At 59.6% G+C, this 19,777-nt stretch carries 15 protein-coding genes; 11 read left to right on the forward strand and 4 right to left on the reverse strand.

Features of this window, described 5'->3' with window-relative positions:
• The first annotated feature begins 77 nt into the window (after positions 1–77).
• Positions 78–3,632 carry an NPCBM/NEW2 domain-containing protein gene (locus tag IPK32_05695; GenBank protein ID MBK8091483.1) on the forward strand — a complete coding sequence of 1,185 codons (3,555 nt, stop codon included), beginning with the start codon at positions 78–80 and terminating at the stop codon, positions 3,630–3,632.
• Between the two features lie 68 nt (positions 3,633–3,700).
• Here the strand turns inward: IPK32_05695 and IPK32_05700 are convergent, their stop codons facing one another.
• Positions 3,701–3,934 (reverse strand): hypothetical protein, encoded by a 234-nt coding sequence (locus IPK32_05700; protein MBK8091484.1) that lies wholly within the window; start codon positions 3,932–3,934, stop codon positions 3,701–3,703.
• On the opposite strand from IPK32_05700, the gene IPK32_05705 reads away from it, so the two are divergent.
• The 10 genes from IPK32_05705 to IPK32_05750 all read left to right on the forward strand — a co-directional run bounded on the left by IPK32_05705 (position 3,933) and on the right by IPK32_05750 (position 16,547).
• A complete protein-coding gene (locus IPK32_05705) occupies positions 3,933–4,832 on the forward strand; it encodes a cation transporter (GenBank protein ID MBK8091485.1) in 900 nt (299 codons plus the stop codon). The genes IPK32_05700 and IPK32_05705 overlap by 2 nt on opposite strands.
• Positions 4,829–5,602: a biotin--[acetyl-CoA-carboxylase] ligase gene (locus tag IPK32_05710; GenBank protein ID MBK8091486.1), complete on the forward strand. Its 774-nt coding sequence runs from the start codon at positions 4,829–4,831 to the stop codon at positions 5,600–5,602. Before IPK32_05705 ends, IPK32_05710 begins: the two co-directional genes overlap by 4 nt.
• A 118-nt stretch (positions 5,603–5,720) precedes the next feature.
• Positions 5,721–6,764 (forward strand): hypothetical protein, encoded by a 1,044-nt coding sequence (locus IPK32_05715; GenBank protein MBK8091487.1) that lies wholly within the window; start codon positions 5,721–5,723, stop codon positions 6,762–6,764.
• A 127-nt stretch (positions 6,765–6,891) separates the two neighbouring features.
• Positions 6,892–8,310: an RNA polymerase factor sigma-54 gene (rpoN, locus tag IPK32_05720; protein ID MBK8091488.1), complete on the forward strand. Its 1,419-nt coding sequence runs from the start codon at positions 6,892–6,894 to the stop codon at positions 8,308–8,310.
• 97 nt (positions 8,311–8,407) lie between these two features.
• Positions 8,408–9,127: a C40 family peptidase gene (locus IPK32_05725; protein ID MBK8091489.1), complete on the forward strand. Its 720-nt coding sequence runs from the start codon at positions 8,408–8,410 to the stop codon at positions 9,125–9,127.
• A gap of 203 nt (positions 9,128–9,330) precedes the next feature.
• Entirely contained in the window at positions 9,331–10,239 is a 909-nt protein-coding gene (locus IPK32_05730) for a DUF58 domain-containing protein (protein ID MBK8091490.1), read from the forward strand.
• Positions 10,240–10,341: 102 nt separating this feature from the next.
• Positions 10,342–10,743, forward strand: a complete 402-nt coding sequence (locus IPK32_05735) for a BatA domain-containing protein (GenBank protein MBK8091491.1) — start codon at positions 10,342–10,344, stop codon at positions 10,741–10,743.
• Positions 10,646–12,343 (forward strand): VWA domain-containing protein, encoded by a 1,698-nt coding sequence (locus tag IPK32_05740; GenBank protein MBK8091492.1) that lies wholly within the window; start codon positions 10,646–10,648, stop codon positions 12,341–12,343. Before IPK32_05735 ends, IPK32_05740 begins: the two co-directional genes overlap by 98 nt.
• 61 nt (positions 12,344–12,404) lie before the next feature.
• Positions 12,405–12,650, forward strand: coding sequence for a hypothetical protein (locus IPK32_05745; GenBank protein ID MBK8091493.1), 246 nt, complete (start codon positions 12,405–12,407; stop codon positions 12,648–12,650).
• A gap of 42 nt (positions 12,651–12,692) precedes the next feature.
• Positions 12,693–16,547: a hypothetical protein gene (locus tag IPK32_05750; protein MBK8091494.1), complete on the forward strand. Its 3,855-nt coding sequence runs from the start codon at positions 12,693–12,695 to the stop codon at positions 16,545–16,547.
• Positions 16,548–16,818: 271 nt separating this feature from the next.
• Here IPK32_05750 and IPK32_05755 read toward each other — a convergent pair whose 3' ends face one another.
• The 3 genes from IPK32_05755 to IPK32_05765 all read right to left on the reverse strand — a co-directional run bounded on the left by IPK32_05755 (position 16,819) and on the right by IPK32_05765 (position 19,775).
• The gene (locus tag IPK32_05755) at positions 16,819–18,396 is read right to left on the reverse strand and encodes a peptidase S10 (GenBank protein ID MBK8091495.1); all 1,578 of its coding nucleotides are present in this window, start codon (positions 18,394–18,396) and stop codon (positions 16,819–16,821) included.
• 165 nt (positions 18,397–18,561) lie between these two features.
• Positions 18,562–18,972 carry a hypothetical protein gene (locus IPK32_05760; protein MBK8091496.1) on the reverse strand — a complete coding sequence of 137 codons (411 nt, stop codon included), beginning with the start codon at positions 18,970–18,972 and terminating at the stop codon, positions 18,562–18,564.
• Positions 18,969–19,775 (reverse strand): iron-containing redox enzyme family protein, encoded by an 807-nt coding sequence (locus tag IPK32_05765; GenBank protein ID MBK8091497.1) that lies wholly within the window; start codon positions 19,773–19,775, stop codon positions 18,969–18,971. The genes IPK32_05760 and IPK32_05765 overlap by 4 nt, the downstream gene beginning before the upstream one ends.
• Positions 19,776–19,777 lie beyond the last annotated feature (2 nt).

Consider the following 19,777-nt stretch of genomic DNA (forward strand, 5'->3'; position numbering starts at 1 on the left):
GGCTTCGTTGCACCTCTGCACCATATTTGCCCCAGCTATTGGCCGTTCTTCGTTTCCATTTTTTCGCCCACTACACCATGCGCCTCGCTCTCAGCCTCCTTTTCCTCCCCACACTCGTTTTTGCGGCCCCAAAGCCACTTTTCCAATCCAAAGTCATCGATACGAAAACGCCGAACCACAGCGTGGACATCGACGTCTCGCTCGAGGGCGCGAAGGAGCTCTTCCTCGTCGTCACCGATGGCGGCAATGGCTTCACCGCCGATTGGGCGGATTGGGCAGAGCCGCGTCTCATCCTCGCGGATGGCAGTGAGAAAAAACTCACCGAGATCGAGTGGAAGTCGGCGCAGTCTGGTTTTGGCCAAGTCAGCGTCAATGCAAACGCGGGCGGCAAAGAACTCCGCAGCGCGGGCAAGCTCATCGACTACGGCATCGGCACGCATGCCAATAGCGTCATCGCATTCAATCTACCCACAGGCGCAAAGCGCTTCAAAGCACGCGGCGCTCTCGATGAAGGCGGCACGAAGCAGGGAAACAGCAGCAGCGTCACCTTTGCCGTTTACGCCGAAAACCCCGGCCCCATCACCGCCAGCGACACCAACACCGCTGCGCACGAGCCGGAAAACGCCACGCAGCAGCTCGATGTGCACCCCGAGTGCGTCGTGCAGCTCTTCGCCAGCGAGCCCATGATGGCCTCGCCCGCCAGCATCGACATCGACCACCGCGGCCGCGTGTGGGTCTGCGAGGTCGTGAACTACCGCAAGCACAACGGCGAACGCGCCGAGGGCGACCGCATCCTCATCCTCGAAGACACCGATGGCGACGCGAAGGCCGACAAATCCACCGTCTTCCACCAGGGCCGCGATGTGGACAGCGCCCACGGCATCTGCGTCCTCGGCAACAAAGCCCTCATCTCCTGCGGCGACGACGTATTCTGGCTCATCGACGACAACGGCGACGACAAAGCCGACCACAAAGAGCTCATGTTCACGAAGATCGGCGGCGCACAGCACGACCACGGCATCCACGCCTTCCACTTCGGCCCCGATGGCCGCCTCTACTTTAATTTTGGCAACGCCGGCAAACAGCTCTGCGACAAGGACGGCAACCTCATCACCGACATCCACGGCGTGAAGTGCACCAATCAAAACAACCGCCCCTACCAGCAAGGCATGGTCTTCCGCTGCGAGCTCGATGGCAGCAACGTCGAGGTGCTCGCCTGGAACTTCCGCAACAACTGGGAAGTCGCCGTCGATAGCTTCGGCACGATGTGGCAGTCCGACAACGACGACGACGGCAACAAAGGCGTGCGCATCAACTACGTCATGGAGTTCGGCAACTACGGCTACTCCGACGAAATGACCGGCGAAGGCTGGCAGGTCCCGCGCATCGGCTGGGAAAGCGAGATCCCGCAGCGTCACTGGCATCAAAACGACCCCGGCGTCGTCCCGAACATGCTTCTCACCGGCGCAGGCAGCCCCACCGGCATGCAAGTCTATGAAGGCGATCTGCTCCCCAGCATCTTCCACGGCCAGCCCATCCATTGCGACGCCGGACCCAACGTCGTCCGCGGCTACATCACCCAGCCCGACGGCGCCGGCTACAAGGCTGAGATCGTCAACATCCTCGAAGGCACCCAGAACCGCTGGTTCCGCCCCAGCGATGTCGCCGTCGCCCCCGATGGCTCTTTAATTGTCGCCGACTGGTATGACCCCGGAGTCGGCGGTCACGGCATGGGCGATGTGACGCGTGGGAGGTTGTTTCGGGTGACGACGAAGGCGGCGGAAAGATATGTGATGCCAAAGATCAAGTTCATGAGTGATTTGAAGAAGGCTGCTCGCACGCAGTTCACTTCCCCCAATGAGTCTGCCCGCTTTGAAGGATGGCAGATGGTGAAAAACATGGGGGAAACGGGACAGAAGGTAGTGGAAGAGCTATGGGGAGACAGCAGAGCGATTCCGCAGCACCGAGCGCGTGCGCTGTGGGCTTTACAATGTGCTCCAGGGCTTCAGCCCGTGAACCCGACCAAAGTCCAAAATGCTATCGAATCAGCCATATCACCCGCCGACGAGCTAAAGCTCTCAAGTACATTGGCCACCGCCTTCTCCGACCCCAATCCAAATATTCGCATCACCGCCCTCCGCGCCGCCCGCCAGCTCTGGCAGCAAAAACAGCCGGAGAAGCTCCGCGAAGTCATCGCGAAGGTCGTGAACGACAAATCGCCCGCCGTGCGTCGCGAAGCGGCGATTGCGTTGAGGTTTGACCAGAACACTGATGCACCAGCTCTGTGGGCAAGTATTGCTCTCAATTCCTGGAACTACGATCGTTGGATCGTCGAGGCATTGGGAGTCAGCAATGAGGGACGGGAAGAATCGAGGACGGCTTTTATCGGAGACATCGAAAAACAAAATGATGATGGAATCTCCGCTGAACTAATCTTGCGGCAGCGTGATCGCGGCATCCCCGGCTTCATCGCAGACCAACTTGTGGCTGCCGCCGACTCCCAGTCCCAGCATTTTCAGAAACAACCACTTCGGTGTCTCCGCTCCCTCCAACTCCTCCAATACCACCACCGCGAAGAAGTCGCCAAAGCCGCACTGACCATCTTCCTCAAAGCCGACGCCGAAACGGCTCTCGCGGCCACGGCGTTGCTCGACCGCAATGCCATCGCTTCGAATCCGGAGGCCAAGACGCGGCTGGAGGCGCTTTTGAAGCCGGTGATCGGCAAGGCGGACTTTGTGGCCTTGGTCGAAAGGCTCAACCTGACGGGTTTTGAGAAGGAACTGCTCGATTTCATCAGCGCGAACCCGAACGCGCCGGAGTCGGTGAACGCGGCGCGGCTCATCGCGGCGAATCGCGAGGGTGCGCTGCGCTTTTTGAAGGATGCGGACGCGAAATCGGCCAAGGCGCTCATCGCCTCGCTGGGTCGCGTGAGCGATCGCGCGGCGGTGGCGGTCATGAACCAGCATTTCTGGCCGGAAAAGCGCGAGGACGTGCGCCGCGTGCTCATCGACGCCCTCGCGCTCAGCGGCGAAGGCGGTCGCGCGATCCTCAAATGGCAGTCCGAAGGCAAATTGCCGCCTGAACTCAAAGATCAGGCCGCTCTGGCCCTCAGCCGCAGCACCGATGCCGGTGTGCGCAACGAAGCCGCGAAGGCCCTGCCACTGCCCGCCGCGCAAGGGCTCGCCAACTTCCCCAAACTGCCCGAACTCATGCAGTTGAAGGGCGATGCCGCCAAAGGCCAAACCATGTTCACGCAAGCCGGCTGCGTGGCCTGCCATCGCGTCAAAGGCCAGTTCATCGACTTCGGCCCCGATTTGACGCAGATCGGTGCGAAGCTCAGCAAAGACGGCCTTTTCACCGCCATCCTCTACCCCAGCGCCGCCGTGGAGCACAGCTTCGTGGGCCTGAATGTGACCACGAAGGACGGACAGTCACTCACCGGTTATGTGGTGAGTGAAACCGACAGCGAGCTGACCCTGCGCATCGCTGGTGGAGCCTCCACCACCGTCAAAAAGGCCAATCTGGTCAAAAAAGACGAGCTGAAGGACTCACTGATGCCTCCAGGCCTCGCGGCCCCCATCGGCCCCCAAGGCCTTGCTGATCTCGTCGCATGGTTACAAGGCCTGCGCTGATGTGATGGCGAATCTCGGTCTTGATCCAGGGCTTACGCATGAAATCGAGAACAGAATCTAGAGGCTCTTCATTTTCCAACAGATTCAGGGAGGCCAACAGATTGATTAATGAAGGAAATCTGCTGGCCTCCCTGAATCTGCTGGAGATCATCTGTTCTCTGTCTTGAAATGGAGCGCAGAGTTTTGGTGCGAAAGCCCTGGTCTTGATCACACACAATTGCGGCCACGCTGGACATCTGTTCTGGGGAATGGTAGCGGCGCAGAATGTCCACCCCACTTGCAGCCTCATCCACGCGTGCCATGCGCCTCTCACTAGCGGTGGGTTTTCTCATGTTGGTGCTCAAAGTCGGTGCGTATGTGCTGACGGGCTCTGCGGCGATCCTGGGTGATGCAGCGGAGTCTGTCGTGCATGTCGCGGCAGTGATGTTCGCCACCTTCAGCCTGAGTTTACTGCAAAAGCCTGCGGATGACGATCATCCCTACGGCCATAGCAAGATCGCGTTTTTTTCCGCCGGCATCGAGGGGGCACTGATCATCCTGGCAGCGCTATTCATCATCTACGAGTCCGTACGGCGCTTGATCATGCATCTGCCACCGTCGAATCTGGACGCGGGCCTGCTGCTCACCACGCTGACTATCGCCATCAATGCGGCGCTGGGCTGGTATTTGATCCGCATGGGCAAAAAGGCCGGATCACTCATCCTCCAGGCCAATGGCAAACACGTACTCACCGATGTGTGGACCAGCCTCGGGGCGATCATCGGCCTGGGACTGGTGGCACTGACGGGGTGGTCTGGCTGGGACTCGGTCTGCGGCCTCATCATGGCGGGGAACATCATCTGGACTGGATACGGACTCATGCGGGAGAGCGTGGGAGGGCTGATGGACACGGCCGATCCACAGCTCAATGCCGCCCTGGATGCCGCACTGCGCCGCGAGACACAGAAGCATGGAGTAGAGTTCCACGCCCTACGCCACCGTGATGCAGGGGCCATGCACTACGTCGAGGTGCATCTGCTCTTTGATGATGCCATGCTGCTGCGTGATGCCCACCGCACCGCCACCCAGATCGAGCATGCGGTGCAAGCCAGCGTGGATCACCCGGTGCTCATCACCACGCATCTCGAATGCCTAGGCGATCACGATGAGCTGCATGAGAATGGGGAATCCAGTGACCCAAACCGCAAACTCGCTCCATGATCCCCCTCTCTGCGGATGCGCTGAATGTCCCCGAGTTGCCCTGGAATGTCTGTGTGCTCGATGAGGTGGGCTCCACCAGTGATTGGCTGAAGCAGCAGGCCGCGCAGCTGCCCACGGGCACGGTGGTCTTTGCCGAATCACAGACCGCCGGGCGTGGCAGGCGGGAGAATCGCTGGATCACGCCACCCGGCCGCGATTTGATGTTTTCCATGCTCCTACGGCCCGATGCAGAGCTCGAAAAATGGCCCCGCATCACCACCCTGGCGGCGCTAGCGCTCTGTCAGGCCGTGGAGGCGGAGCTACCACTCTCCCCACGTATCAAGTGGCCGAATGACATCTACCTCGATGGTGTAAAAATCGGCGGCTTGCTCGCAGAGACCGTCTCTGGACCAGCAGGCATGCTGCTGGTGCTAGGCATCGGCTTGAACGTCAATACGCTCGATTTCCCCCCAGAGATCGCCGCCACCTCTCTGCTCAAAAAGCTGGCTTCACCGACGCTGCGTGAGATCGACCGGAATTCACTCGCGGCGCAGGTCCTGAGTGCCTTGCACGCGGCTTTTCAGCGCATCGACAGCGGCTTCTGCGAGGCCGTGGCGGAGGTTCGTGAACGGAGCTGGCTGACCCAGCGCACCATCCGCGCCATGACGCCTACGGGAGAGATTTTTGGACGCGTGCTCGATCTGGATGAGGAAGGCCACCTCGTCCTCCAACTCGCGGATGGCAGCACGCATACACTCGCCAGCGCTGATCACGTCCGCGCCGTGTGCTGATGCAGTGCCGAGCCAATCCGGCGTGAATGGAATCCGCCCAGCCACGTCTGTGAAGGCGGTTTCAAGTAGGCAAAAACCGACTTGAAAGTGCCATAAACTTAAGAAATGTTAAATAACTATGAAAACTCACGCCATTTTTGGCTCTTCTCGTTCGGCTATCGCCACTGCCATGCTGTGTGTCAGCGGGGGCTGGGTTTCCGCGCAGTCGGCCTATTATCCGCAGACGCAGCCAGGCTATGGCACGCCGATGCCAGCCCCGAGCGGATACGCCAGTGGTTACTCCAGCAGCTACTCCCAGCCGCGCTCCGGTAGCTCATTAGACTTCATCCCACGCATGGGCCAGCGGGTAGGCCAGTGGTTCCGCAAAACCGTCAATAACATCCGCCATAGCAACACCTCGCAGCCGCAGTATTCGCATTCGCCGCAATACTCCCAACCGCAGTATTCGCAGCCCCAATACTCCCAACAGCCCCGCTACACACAGCCGCAGTATTCGCAGCCGCAATACTCCCGGCCTCAGTATTCGCAGCCGCAGTATTCACAGCCCAGCCCATCCTACCCCGCCGCCCCGTCGTATCCGCAGCCACAGTATCAGCGCCCACCTGCACCTACGCAGCCGCCTTCAGGGTATAAATATCCACCGACACCTGCACCGCAGACAAGGAGCCAGCCCCCTGCCCCAGTGTCGCCCACAAAAAACAGTCTGAGCTCTGCTAGCAAAAGCAGCACCAGCTCCAAAAAATACACTCCGCCCAAGGCTCCCACTTCCTCGAAAAAAACCGTCGCCAGCACACGCAGTAGCAGCAGCAGCAAAACCAGCACCACCAAGCCGAAATCCAGCACTCGGAGCACCACCACCCGCAGCTCGCCCCCGCCCACCAGCACTCGCAGCCGCGAGCCGGAGCTAGAGCGCGAGCCTGAAGTCGTCACCTCACGCCGCTCGGACTCCTCCACCAGTTCTTCGAGCACCTCCAGCTCCAAGAATGACTCCTCCAGCTTCGCCTCCTCATCCTCTAGCTCCTTCCTGAAAGGCAAGCGTGGCTCCAGATCTGGCCGAGTCGTCAGCCCCTATCCGCCATACAAGGAACTCGATGTCACAGGCCTCGAAAGCGGCTCCCTCGCGCTCGATCCCACCACGCAGAAGGTTTTCGAAGTGCCGTAACAATCGGCCACAGAACCCCAGGAGCAGATTTTCGCTCCTTTTGAAAAAAAGCCATCGAAGTTGGCCCGATTGCAGCTTTGGGTAATCTCGCAGCAGGTGACCCCGGTGCCTGCCGGCCTCCCAACCTATGTCCAGCCAGGGCTTTCAGCAGATTCAGACTCAAAAACTCGCCCTCGGGCCTCAGATGCAGCAAAGCCTGCAAATCCTGCAGGCTCCGACTCTGGAGCTACGCCAAATTATCCAGCAGGAGGTCGAGCAAAACCCTGTCATCGAGCTCGAGTCCCCCGAGACCTCTCTCGAAGACGCCATCCCTAATGACCCCGATGATCGCAGCGGCGATCAAGACGATCTCGCCAGTGCCAGCCAGATGGACGATGAATGGCGTGAGTACTGGCAGCAGAGCCGCCAGCAGAATCTCGCCCGCCGCAGTGATGACCAGGAGCGCTGGCAATTCATGATGGACAGCATTGTGGCCCCCACCACGCTGCAGGAGCACCTACTCTCCCAGCTCCACACCGCCGAGGTCAGCCATCCACACATCACCGAGCACGTGGAGTACCTCATCGGCAATCTCGATGACCGCGGCTTCCTCAATACCAAAATCGGTGACATCAGCCTCGCGCAGGGCATCCCCATCGCCGAGCTCGAGGAGGCCAAGCGCCTCCTCCAGAGCTTTGACCCCGTCGGCATCGGCTCCGAGGATCTGCGTGAGTGCCTACTGGCCCAGCTCGAGCGCATTGGCAAAAAAAACACCCTCGTTTGGCACGTCGTCGATCAGCACCTAGAGGAATTAGCCGCCAAGCATCATCCCCTCATCGCACGGAAGCTCAGCGTCCCGCTCGATCAGATCATCCGTGCCGCAGATTTCATCAGCACGCTCGATCCACGCCCCGCGCAGCGCTTTGCCACCTCTGACAATCACTACGTCACCCCCGATGTCGTGGTCGAGCGTCAAAACAACACCTGGGTCGCCGTCATGCGCAATGATGACCTGCCCCGCCTCCGCATCAGCAACACCTACAAAGACCTCATCAGTCAAGAAGGCTCCAGCAGCGAAGTGAAGGACTACGTGCGGGATAAAATCCGTGGCGGAAAATTCCTCATCCGCTGCATCCAGCAGCGCCAGCAGACCATTCATAAGATCGCCACAGAGATCCTCCGCCATCAGCGTGACTTCCTGGACAAAGGCGCAGGCCATCTCAAATCACTCAACATGGCCACCGTCGCGGCGGATGTCGGCGTGCATGAGACCACCGTCAGCCGCGCCATCGCGGGGAAATACATCGCCACACCTCACGGCGTCTTTGAGCTGCGCTACTTCTTCACCCACGGCGTGAAGACCGAGTCCGGTGAGGACATGAGCAGCACCAGCGTCAAAAATGCCATCACCGACCTCGTGAAGGCCGAATCGGGCAAAAAACCCCTCAGTGACGACAAGCTCACCAAGCTACTCGAAAAACAGGGCATCCAAGTCGCCCGCCGCACCGTCGCGAAATATCGCGAAGCACTCGGCATCCTCCCCAGTCACCTGCGAAAGAGCTTCTGAGCTCGGACAAACTTCCTGCGAGTGCCTCTCAGCGAGCCGGCAAAGCAGACAGCGCCATTTTTTGCTTCCCGCACCGATTTGCCGCGTAGCATGAGGCATGAAAAAACGTGATTGGCTCATTCTCTCGCTCGCAGCAGCAGTCCCTCCACTTTGCAAAGCGCAGGAGGCCGTGAAACTGCCAGCGATGGTTTCCAGCTTGGAAGCAGAGGAATTGCAAGACTTCGCCCAGATGCCTCCACGGGTGCAAAAAATCATCCGCACCGCCTTAGCGCTCACCAAGCGCCAGCTCACCTACCTGCTAGCCTCGCACGACCCCGAGCGCGGAGGCATGGACTGCTCCGGCTCCATCTACCGCGTGCTCATGGATGAAAAAGTGCCCCAAGTGCCACGCCAGTCCGATGAGATGTGTCTCTGGACCCAGCAATCAGGCACCTTCCAGCGCACAGCGGGCGTGCAGAAGCTCGATGAGCCCATTTTTGCCAAAATGCAACCCGGCGACCTACTGTTCTGGGCGCGGCGCGATGGCGAAGTCCCCGGCCGCAAGTTGCCCGTCACGCATGTGATGCTCTACCTCGGCAAGCGGGCCAAAGACGGCAAACCGCTCATCTACGGCTCCAGCGATGGCCGCAGCTACGACGGCCAAAAGCGCCGTGGCGTCAGCGTCTTCGACTTCACCCTACCGAAGAAAGACTCCGTCACCGAGCTCTACGGCTACGGCACCATCCCCGAAATCAAGAAGCCGAAAACCGAGCCCAATCCCAAGACAAAAACCACCACCTCAAAGCCCAAGGCCAAGAAATCCACTCTCGACAGATAAATAGAGACAGGAGAACGACGCATCGGGCAGTGAGTCATCCGTTTTAGGATTTTATTAACCTGCTCCCAAACCGTCTGAATCAGCGTCCAATGAGCGTCCTATCAGCGGTTTAAAACTGTCCGCTTCAATTCTTCGCATTCATTTCCAATTTACCGCAACCTCATGAAAGGCCGGTGGCGGAACATCCGATCAGCACTTGCGACATGACCACCTTTCTTGATCCCGCCGCGCTCATGCGCATCAAATCGCTCGAACTGCGGGCCAAGGTCGTCGTCGAGGGGCTCTGGAAAGGCATGCATCGCAGTCCGTATCACGGCTTCTCCGTCGAGTTCTCCGAATACCGCGCTTACGTGCAGGGCGATGATCCGCGCTACATCGACTGGAAGGTGCTCGCTCGCAGCGACCGCACCTACATCAAGAAATTCGAGGACGAGACGAATCTGCGCTGCCAGCTCGTCATCGATCACAGCAAGTCGATGAAATATGGCTCGCAGGGCTACACGAAGGCGGACTACGCATCCACCCTGGCTGCCACGCTCGCCTCCTTCCTCATGAAACAAGGCGATGCCGCTGGGCTGACCACCTTTGCCGATGGCGTCGAAGAACACCTACCACCGCGCAATCGCCCTGGCCACCTACGCCGCATCATCACCGAGCTGGAGCGTCCCGCAAAGGCCGCTGGCACCTCGCTCGATCTCTCCGTCGGCCAGCTCGCCGATCTGCTGCGGAAGCGCGGCATGATCTGCCTCATCACCGATCTACTCGCCCCCATCGAGCACTTGGAGAAGCAGCTCGCCCTCCTAGGAGCGATGGGGCATGACCTGGTGCTCTTTCACCTCATGGACCGTGCGGAGATCGACTTCACCTTTGAAAAGTCCGCGCACTTCCGCGATGCCGAGACGGGCGCTGAGCGCTTCATTGACCCACAAATCGCCCGCGAAGGCTACTTGCAGCGCCTTCAGGCCCACCGTGACACCATCCAGGCCGCCACCGATCGTCACAACGTCGAGTACCACTTCTGCCCCACCGATCGCCCTCTCGAAGAAGTGCTCTTCGACTTCCTCAGTGTCCGTCAGCGCAAAAAAACCTCCAAGCGTCTTTCTGCCGCCTAATTCGACTCCTACTCTTCCTCCTACTCCTACTCTTCCTCCCTTATTTTGCTGGGAGTAGGAGGAAGAGTAAGAGGAGGAGAAAGATTCCATACAAAGTCATCCATGTCCTGGCTCTTTCCACTCTACCTCGCAGGTGCCGCAGCGGTCATCGCGCCCATCCTGCTGCACCTGCGCCGCCGCCCGCCGCAGGATCGCGTGGAGTTCAGCTCGCTGCTCTTTCTCGATGCCCAGACGCCGGTGCCCGTGAGCAAGCGTAGGCTCGAAAACTGGCTCCTGCTCGCTACTGCGCTGCCTTGCGCTCATTTTGCTCGCCTTGATGTTCTCGCGACCCTTTCTCCAGAGCGACTCCGCCACAACTGCATCGCCAAACAGCGCCACGCTCATCCTACTCGACCGCAGCGCCTCCATGCGCCGCGCGGACTTGTGGCCCCAAGCCCTCGCCCAGGCCGAAAAGCAGCTCCAAGCCGCCAAACTCACGGATCGCGTCGCTTTGGCTGTTTTTGACCGCGACTTCACCTCCGTGTGGTCTTTCGATGAAGATCGGCAATCTCCCGCGAATCGGCGCAGCGCCATCCAGAGCCGTCTTGCGGCCCTCACACCGACTTGGAGTGCCACGCAGCTCGACCGCGCTCTGATCGCGGCGGTGCCCAGTTTTGACTCCAGCACCGCCACGCTGCAAAAGCGCATCCATCTCATCTCGGATCTCCAAGAAGGCAGCAAGCTCGATGCCCTTCGCTCCATCGCTTGGCCGGCCGAGCTCACGCTGAGCGTCCATCGCCTCGATTTGGCCTCCAAAGACAATCTCAGCCTCGCACTCGCCGCGAGCGAGCCAGACGGAGCCTCCGACGCACGCATCCGCCTGCGTTTATCCAACACTCGCGACTCACAGCTCCGTGACTTCGCACTCTCTTGGGATGGCGCAGCGAAAGCGGACACCATCACTGCGCAGATACCACCCGGAGCCTCCCGCATCATCTCCGCACCGCCAAACACCACGCAGGCCACCACACTCACGCTCACCGGCGACACGCATGACTTTGACAATCGCCTCTTCATCGCCCCGCCACAGCCACGCAGCGTGCGCATCCACTTCCTCGGCAAAGACGCCACGCGTGATGAAGCTGCCGCGCCGCTCTACTACCTCGCTCGTGCGCTGCAGCCCACCGCCACACTCGCCCCCGTGCTCACGGCGGATGAAAAAATGCCCGCCCAGGCCCCGGATATGCTCTTCATCGTCGGCAGTGCACCAGCCGCTGGCTTGCGAGACTACATCGAGCGCGGCGGCTTCCTCATCACCGTCCCCAGCGATGCCGCTTTGCTCAAATCCCTGCTGCAAACTGATCTCACCATCACGCCAGACACCAGCGACGACTACCGCATGCTCGGCGATGTCAAAACCGACCACTCATTACTAAAACCCTTCGCCGACCCTAAACTCCGCGACTTCACCAAACTCCGCTTTTGGAAGCATCGCATCATCGCTGGACCGAATCAGGAATCAGGAATCCAAAATCTGGAATCCTTAGCCACCTTCGACAATGGCCACCCAGCCATCCTCAGCACCCGCATCGGCAAAGGCACGCTCATCGTCCTCGCCGCCGGTTGGCATCCCGCAGACAGCCAACTCGCCCTCAGCACGAAATTCGTCCCGCTTCTCTACGGTTGGCTCTCTGCCGCAGGTTTCAGCCATGATCCGACTGCCACGCTGCTCGTCGGCGATGCCTTGCCGCTCGCTGCCGATCAAGCCCACACACTCATCGACCCCGCAGGTAAAACCCACAGCCTCAAGCCCGGTGAAAGCTTCACCACCACGCAAATCGGCCTTCATCAGCTCCAGAGCACGCCGAAGCAGACCTTCGCCGTCAACCTCTCGCCCGATGAGAGCCGCACCCTACCGCTCGATCCGCAAAAACTCACCGAATACGGCGTCAAGCTCACCACCGATGCCGAAAGCACCGCAAGCGCCGCCACCTCCGCTCAGCGCCTCACCGCCACCGACACCGAGCAGCGCCAGAACCTCTGGTGGTGGTTCCTCATCGCCCTTTTAGCCATCCTCCTGCTCGAAACCGCCCTCGCCACCCGTTCCCAACCCGCCGCAGCCTAGCTCTTTCCCAATTTTCAGTTCTCAGTTTTCAGTTTTCAATCCCCACCGCTCCATCATCGCCATGAGCCTCACGCCCCATAGCAAGCCTCTACACTTCGGCTGTGGCTTCCTTTTCGGCATCGGCATCGCCACCCTTATTTGGCTCATCAGTATGGACACCTTCACCAGCGTCCCGTGGTTGCCACTCACCGCCGTCGGATTCATCACCGCCACGCTCGCCATGTTCCAAGGTGAAACCTTTTGGTCTGCCGCCTCTTCCATCATCAGCACCCTCTCCACCTGGTCCGGCAAACCACCCCGACACTAATCTTCTCTCCTCTATCTTCTCTCTTCTCTTCCCTCCGCCCCCATGATCGCCCGCACCATCCTCACCGCCCGCATCGACGAAGTCCGCGAGGCACTGCGTCGTGCACGGCTCCTGCGGCATCTCGCCGTCGTTCTCGTCATCGGCATCCTGGTGCGCGGGGCCTTTCTCATCGCCAGTTGGCAAGGCGTGCGCATCCCGCGTCACATCGACCGCTGGAGCATGCTCGCCCTCATCGCGCTCGGCCTTTTCGCTTACCTCAAAGGCCGCCGCAGCATCTGGAGTGACCGCGACATCGCCCGACTCATCGAGCAAAAGCACCCCACGCTCGACTCCCTCCTCCTCACCGCCATCGAGCATGAATCACCGGCCGCCGAGCCCGCCGGTTATCTACATGAGCGACTCATCGACCACGCCCTCGCCCGCAGCGCCACGCAGAACTGGCCCGTCACCGTCGCTGATGCGCCCTACCGCCGCGCCCTGACCGCCGCGTGGATCGCCGCCCTCGCATTCGTCGCCATCTTCCTCGCGCCGCGTCCAGGCGGCTCACTTCAAAAATCAGCCATCAAAAATCCTCCATCGGCGGTTCCTTCTTCGTCCACCTTCTCCGCCACCCTCACCCCCGGCGACACCGAGGTCGAGCGCAACTCCCGCCTCATCATCGAGGCACGCTTTGAAGGCCCCGTCCCCGCCGATGCCACGCTCGTCCTCAGCGACACCGACGGCAAAGAACGCGACCGCCAGCCCATGCGTCTCACCGTCGATGGCCAGGTCTATGGCGGCCTCATCGCCAAAGTCGAGCGCGACACCCGTTACCACGTCGAGTTCGCGGGCGAAAAATCCCAGCAGCACACCCTCACCGTCTATGACTTTCCCGCCCTCGTCCGCAGCGATGTGATCGTCACCCCGCCCGCCTACGCCAAGCTCCCGTCCAAAGAGACCAAGAACACCCAAAAAGTCACCGCCCTCGAAGGCTCCAAGATCGCCTGGAAGATCAAAGTGAACAAACCGCTCCTCGCCCCTGGCGCCACCACCACCAGCGTCTCCCCATTCACACCGCATCTCACCGCCGCCGAGCTTTTTGGCGAGGACAAGACCATCATCCCACTCACACCCAGCGCCACCGATCCCACACTGCTCGAAGGCACCCTGGATGCCAAACAGACGCAAAAATACCGCCTCCACCTCGTCGATGAAGCCGACCGCGCGAACAAAAATCCGCCTTGGTTCACCGTCACCGTGCAGAGCAATCAGCTCGCCAAAATCGAAGTCGTCTTCCCCAAGCGCGACCTCCAAGTCTCCAGCATCCAGGAGCTACCCGTCGAAGCCAAAGTCTCCGATGACCTCAGCGTCTTGCGCTCTGGTGCCGTCTTCAGCATCAACGGCAACACCCACGAAATCCCCTTCACCCACGCACCCACCGCCCCGCAGAAAAAGCAGGACGTGCAGACCCAGCTCGCGCTCGAAAAACACGGCACCCAACCACGCCAACTCGTCAGCTACTACTTCTGGGCAGAAGACACCGGACCCCAGGGCGAAATCCGCCGCAACATGAGCGACATGTTCTTCGCCGACGTGCGCCACTTTGAAGACATCTTCCGCGAGGCCGAAGCCCCACCGCCCGAGCCCGGCCAGCCCAAACCCAAAGCCGCCAAGCTCGTCGAGCTGCAAAAACAAGTCGTCAACGCCACCTGGAAACTCATCCGCGACACCAACGGCGGCCGCAGCATGGACAGCGCCGCACCCGATGTCGGCGTCGTCCACCAGAGCCAGGGCCTCGCTATGGAGCAGACCAAAGAAGCCATGGAAGAAGTCGAAGACGCCGAAATGAAACAGGCCCTCACCGAAGCCTGGAAAAGCATGAAGGACGCCCTCGACCCGCTCAACCAAGCCGCCGAAGAAAAAAAGCGCTCCCCGCTGAACCAAGCCCTCACCTTTGAGCAAAGCGCCCTCGAATGGCTCCACCGCGCCCAAAGCCGCGAGCACCAAGTCATGAGCTCAGATAAGGCGATGGCTGGGCAAACAAACAATGAGAATCAAATCATGGACTTGGAGCTCAAACAGAAAGAGCAGCGCTACGAAGAAGAAAAAGCCGCAACCGAAGAACAAACCGCCGAGCAGCAAGAAAACCTCCAAGTCCTCAACCGCCTCAAAGAACTCGCCCGCCGCCAAGAAGCACTGGCCGAGAAAATGAAGGAACTGCAAAACCAGCTCGCCAAAGCCAAAACCGAAGAAGAAAAACAAGAGCTCGAAAACCAGCTCAAACGCCTCCAAGCCGAGCAAGAAAAGCTCCTCAGCGACCTCGACGAGCTCAAAGAGCGCATGGAAAACCCCGAGAACGCTCAAACCATGGCCGAAGCCAAAGAGCAGCTCGAACAAACCCGCGAAAAGGTCAACGAAGCCGCCGAACAGCTCAAAAACCAGCAACTCACCGAAGCCACCAACGCCGCCACCCGCGCCCAACGCGAGCTGGAAAAAATGCAGGAAGACTTCCGCCAGAAAACGAGCAAAAAATTCGCCGATGAGGTGAAGCAGCTCAAACAGCAAGCCCAACAAGCCGCCGAAGCGCAGAAGAAAATCAGCCAAGCCATCGAAAACCAAAAACCAGAAAGCGAAGGCGAAAAAGACCTCTCCCAAGCCCTCAAAGACCAAGCCCAGGCCCGCCAAATCGCCGAGCAGCAGGAGAACGTCGAAAAGCTGCTCAACAACATGCGCCAGCTCAGTGAACAGGCCGAGCAGAGCGAGCCTATCCTCCACAAAAACCTCTACGATGCCGTGCGCAAAGCGCAGACCAGCGGCCTCGAAGAAAACCTCCAAGAAACCCGCGACCAACTCCGCTACGGCACCCAAGCCGAAGCCCAAGAAGCCGACCGCAAAGCCTCCAACGCCATCGAAGACCTGAAAAAAGGCGTCGAAAAAGCCGCCGAAAGCGTCCTCGGCAGCGAAACCGAAGCCCTACGCGTCGCCAAGAGCGAGCTCGACAAACTCATCGAAGAAGCCAAAAAAGAAGAAGCCAACGGCAATGCTCAAAAACCCGGCGAAGGCGAACCCAAAGGCCAAGCCTCCTCTCAAAGCGAAAAACCCGGTGAAGGCCAAAAACCCGGTGAAGGTGAACCCAAAGGCCAAACTGCCTCAAAAGGCGAAAAACCCGGTGAAGGCCAAAAACCCGGTGAAGGCGAACCCAAAGGCCAAACCGCCTCAAAAGGCGCAAAACCCGGCGAAGGCCAAAAAACCGGCGAGGGCGAACCCAAAGGCGAAAAACCCGGCCCGGGAGCCGCCAAGGGCTCCCAAATGGCCCAATCAGACCAACCCAGCAGCGAATCACCGCAGCCTGGTGATCAACCCGCTGAAGGCGAAGGCAAACAACCTGGCCAAGGCCAATCCAAAGGCCAAAACAGCAACCGCCAAACCGCTGACTCATCCGATCCCTCTGCCCCCAACACTGCACGCGGCCCCACCACCGACCGCGACAGCGACAACGACCGCCGCCGCCCGCAAATCAACGGCGGTGCAGTCTCCGAAGCCCTCTTCTTCGACGACACCCAGCAGCAGCCTGACAACACCATCTTCACCGGCGACGGCTATGACCGCTGGAGCGACCGTCTGCGCAATGTGGAGGAACTCCTCAACAACCCCGAGCTTCGCAACGAAACCGCCAAAATCCTCGACCGTGCCCGTGAGTTGCGCGTGGACCTCAAGCGCAGCAACGAAGCCCCCCAGGTCACCACTTTGAACGCCCGCATCACACAGCCGCTCATCGAGCTACGCGACCGCGTCATCGAAGAGCTCTCCAAAAAAGACGCCGGCAAAAATCTCGCCCCCGTGGACCGCGATCCCGTCCCCGCCGAGTTCCGCGACCTCGTGAAGCGCTACTACAAAGAACTCGGTGCCGGGAAGTAATCCGTGTATGATGTCGAGCTCCGCAGTCGCAATAGCGTCGTGGAGTGCGTGCGGCAAGCCTTAGCGCGACGCCGCTGTCGCGTGCCGGACGGTGCTCAATGGCCTGAGTGCACTCTTCATGCGATCGACAGCGGTGTCGTCGATGCAAGGTGCCCTTGCATCTCTGCCACCGCATTGATTCGCTTCGCTCCGGTTCCACGACGCTGTCGCGATTTTTGGAAGCCCATTCTTCAGGCAACATCATTCCGCCGACGCACCCAATGCCCCGCACTCACTGCAAGCAGCCCTGAATGAAGGCACGGATGTCTGCGTGCATCTTTTTCAGGTCCGGCAAGTTCGTGTACATCATGTGACCGGAGTCGTATTCGGCCAGATGGATGTTTTTGCGAAGGCTGGTAGGGATAGCTAGGTGGCGCAGGCTGTGAATCATGTTATCCGGCGGTGTGACGAGGTCCGCCCAGCCCATCAGCGCCAGCACTTGCAGGTGCGGATTGCCCTTCATGGCCTTGGAGAGATCGCGGTTCACGCTGGTGTAACTGTTGCCATCGCCGTGGTTCCAGCCGGGCTGCGGTTTCAGCGCTTCATAGGGCTGATCGCGCTCAAATTTCAGCACATCACGCAGGTAAGCATTCATGCTGGCGGCAGCGATGCCACCGACGACGTTCATGAAGGGATCAATCTCGGGGTGATTCTCGGCGATGTCTGCATCCTGGCCCGTGACGCGTGCATCGTAGGCACCCAGCACCAGTCCACGGTCACGCAGCAGATGCTCACGGAACAGACCGGCACTGATGAGCATGTCATGAGCGTCAATGAGCTTTTCCGGTAGGCCCGTGAGGCGTGCGAGCTTCTTCACCACCGTGGCACGCTCTGCGGCGGGTAAATCACGGGCCATGTGCAGTGCGTAAGCGTATTCACGGTAGGCAAAGGCGCGGGCCTCTGCCACGGCTTGATCACGCGTGCCATTTTGCAGATCTGGCGGGAGTTTGTGGTGATAGTGCGCCACCGCCGTCAGCGCGGGTAGCAGCACTTGATTGGGCAGATCGTTCAAGGTGGTGCCCATGAGCGTATCATAGTCCAGCAGGCCAGATACGATGATCAGGCCATTGAGATAGATGCGGTGCCTGCTAGCCAGATGTTCCGCGAGTCCACCGCCACGGATGCCGCCGTAGCTCTCACCCGCGATGAATTTCGGTGAGGGCCAGCGGCCCTCCCGCGTGATCCACAGGCGGATGAATTCTGCCACGGCCTGGATGTCCTCCCGCACCCCGAGGAACTCGCCTACTTTGCCGGGGTCCGTGGCTTGGCTGAAGCCGGTATTCACCGGGTCGATGAAGACGAGATCGGTTTCACTGAGGAGTGAGTATTCATTCGGCACGAGTCCGCCGGGTGGTCTGGGCGGCTGGAGACCATCAGGCGCTAATCCGACACGCTGTGGACCAAAAGCCCCGAGGTGAAGCCACACACTGCTGCTCCCAGGACCGCCATTGAAGCAAAAAGTGACTGGTCGCACCCGTGCATCCGCCCCTTCTGCCGTGTAGGCGGTGTAGAACATCTGCGCAGAGGGTTTCCCATCCGCTTTCAGCACCGGCAGCATGGCTGCGGTGGCCTTGTAGCGCACTTCCTTGCCACCGATGGTCACAGCACCGTGCGTGATGGAGGCATCCTTCGATTTCTCAGGGGCAGGGGTCGGCTTCGCGTCAGCCGCTGGTTTAGTGTCCTTTTTCTCGTGCTTTTCATCGGCAGCAGGTGCCACAGGCTTAGGAGTCTCCTTGGCGGCCTCCTGCGCATGCGAGTGGAGACATAGTGCGAGTGATAAAGCGGGTGCGAGAACACGTGAAATAGCCATAGAAAATCACGCTACTGGTTTGCTCCCGCAAAGTCGAGAGACGAATCAAATACCTAGCGAAAGAAGATGAAGCGGGGATGTCGATTAAACCCCAACCCACCTTGATCTCTGATGCTTTTCAATGTGGATGATTCGAGGAGGTGGGTTCGAGGAGGAATTACTTCACTAATCAAACTCATGAGATACTTCGACGGTCAAAGAGCCACTATTGTCTCCGAACCCATTCCCTGTTCCAGCTCCAGCCTCGTCGTTTGCAGTTAGCCATAGTTCACCTTTGAGGGCTTCTGGTATACTTGACAGGCCTCCCACAGCAAAAGGGGCACTACCACCGCCATTGTTTACTCCCCCGACCTTGCCTATCAACGAACCCTCTGGTGCACCAGGCAAGAGATAAGTCCCACCAGCAGAGTAGGCCGGATTACCTGCTGCTCCCACAGGACCCCAGTGTGGGTTCGTTCTCCATTCGCCATGCAAGAACTTTACGGTGACGCGGTCACCTTCTCGGATGATGACACCAGTTGCATTCCAGAAGCCCTCGGGACGGGCCTTTACTTCGCAGATGACAGTAGTTTTCATATCGTTTGGTTTGTGTGTTTCTGGTTTTGCGGGTTGAGGGGAATCTGGGTGGTCTGGGACCATCGGCCCAAGGCAGTTTTTGCTCGCTTATAAGCAGCGTTCCAGACGGGGAGGGGATAGACGGCGAGGAAGCGCTCCATGCCGTTGACGACAGAGTCGTAGGCCTGAGGGTAGCGTTTGACCGTCTCCTCGATCATGGCTTTGACCAGAGCGGCGTGCTTTTCATCCTCGGTGGAGTGGAAGGTGAGGTATTCCTTGGCTTTGTCGGGGAAGCCCTTCTTGGCCAGGATTGCCATGACTCGCTTCGAGACGATGGGGGTGAGGCCTTCAAACGGATACAAGGCTCCGAGATACGCGAAGGGATCCCTCAGTTTTGTGATCATCCACCACACGGCAGAGACGGAAAATGAGGCCGTGCTTATCGTGTGTCCGTGCTGTGCATATTCCGCACTCCCTCCGAGTGCTACGTAGTCACGCAGAGCCATTTCACCGTGGTCGAACTCTTCTGCCTGATGGCGTAGCAGTGCCTTGATCATGCGCACTGGCATTGAGCGGGGCATCTGGCCGATGCTGGCGATGGCGGCCTCAATGACGTGCTGCTGATAGGAAACGATTTCCAGATAGACCTCTCGTAGAAAGGCACACACGAACTCTGGCTTGGCCTTTGGGCTAATGAGTTCCTTCCAGAAAACAGTGGCTTCGATTTCAGTGAGCAGCAGCTCAATGCGTGCATCCAGGACCGAGGTAATACTGGGGCGTGCTTTGGCTGGTCCTCTAGCAGTAGGATTCTTGGTGTGTGTCATAA

Source organism: Verrucomicrobiaceae bacterium (assembly GCA_016713035.1).
Classification (GTDB): domain Bacteria; phylum Verrucomicrobiota; class Verrucomicrobiia; order Verrucomicrobiales; family Verrucomicrobiaceae; genus Prosthecobacter.

Coding starts and splice junctions, on each gene's coding strand:
- IPK32_05700 (MBK8091484.1), bottom strand. CDS start 3,934: ATGGCACGCGTGGATGAGGCTGCAAGTGGGGTGGACATTCTGCGCCGC.
- IPK32_05755 (MBK8091495.1), bottom strand. CDS start 18,396: ATGGCTATTTCACGTGTTCTCGCACCCGCTTTATCACTCGCACTATGT.
- IPK32_05735 (MBK8091491.1), top strand. CDS start 10,342: ATGTCCTGGCTCTTTCCACTCTACCTCGCAGGTGCCGCAGCGGTCATC.
- IPK32_05760 (MBK8091496.1), bottom strand. CDS start 18,972: ATGAAAACTACTGTCATCTGCGAAGTAAAGGCCCGTCCCGAGGGCTTC.
- IPK32_05725 (MBK8091489.1), top strand. CDS start 8,408: ATGAAAAAACGTGATTGGCTCATTCTCTCGCTCGCAGCAGCAGTCCCT.
- IPK32_05730 (MBK8091490.1), top strand. CDS start 9,331: ATGACCACCTTTCTTGATCCCGCCGCGCTCATGCGCATCAAATCGCTC.
- IPK32_05745 (MBK8091493.1), top strand. CDS start 12,405: ATGAGCCTCACGCCCCATAGCAAGCCTCTACACTTCGGCTGTGGCTTC.
- IPK32_05740 (MBK8091492.1), top strand. CDS start 10,646: ATGCGCCGCGCGGACTTGTGGCCCCAAGCCCTCGCCCAGGCCGAAAAG.
- IPK32_05750 (MBK8091494.1), top strand. CDS start 12,693: ATGATCGCCCGCACCATCCTCACCGCCCGCATCGACGAAGTCCGCGAG.
- IPK32_05705 (MBK8091485.1), top strand. CDS start 3,933: ATGCGCCTCTCACTAGCGGTGGGTTTTCTCATGTTGGTGCTCAAAGTC.
- IPK32_05765 (MBK8091497.1), bottom strand. CDS start 19,775: ATGACACACACCAAGAATCCTACTGCTAGAGGACCAGCCAAAGCACGC.
- IPK32_05710 (MBK8091486.1), top strand. CDS start 4,829: ATGATCCCCCTCTCTGCGGATGCGCTGAATGTCCCCGAGTTGCCCTGG.
- IPK32_05715 (MBK8091487.1), top strand. CDS start 5,721: ATGAAAACTCACGCCATTTTTGGCTCTTCTCGTTCGGCTATCGCCACT.
- rpoN (MBK8091488.1), top strand. CDS start 6,892: ATGTCCAGCCAGGGCTTTCAGCAGATTCAGACTCAAAAACTCGCCCTC.
- IPK32_05695 (MBK8091483.1), top strand. CDS start 78: ATGCGCCTCGCTCTCAGCCTCCTTTTCCTCCCCACACTCGTTTTTGCG.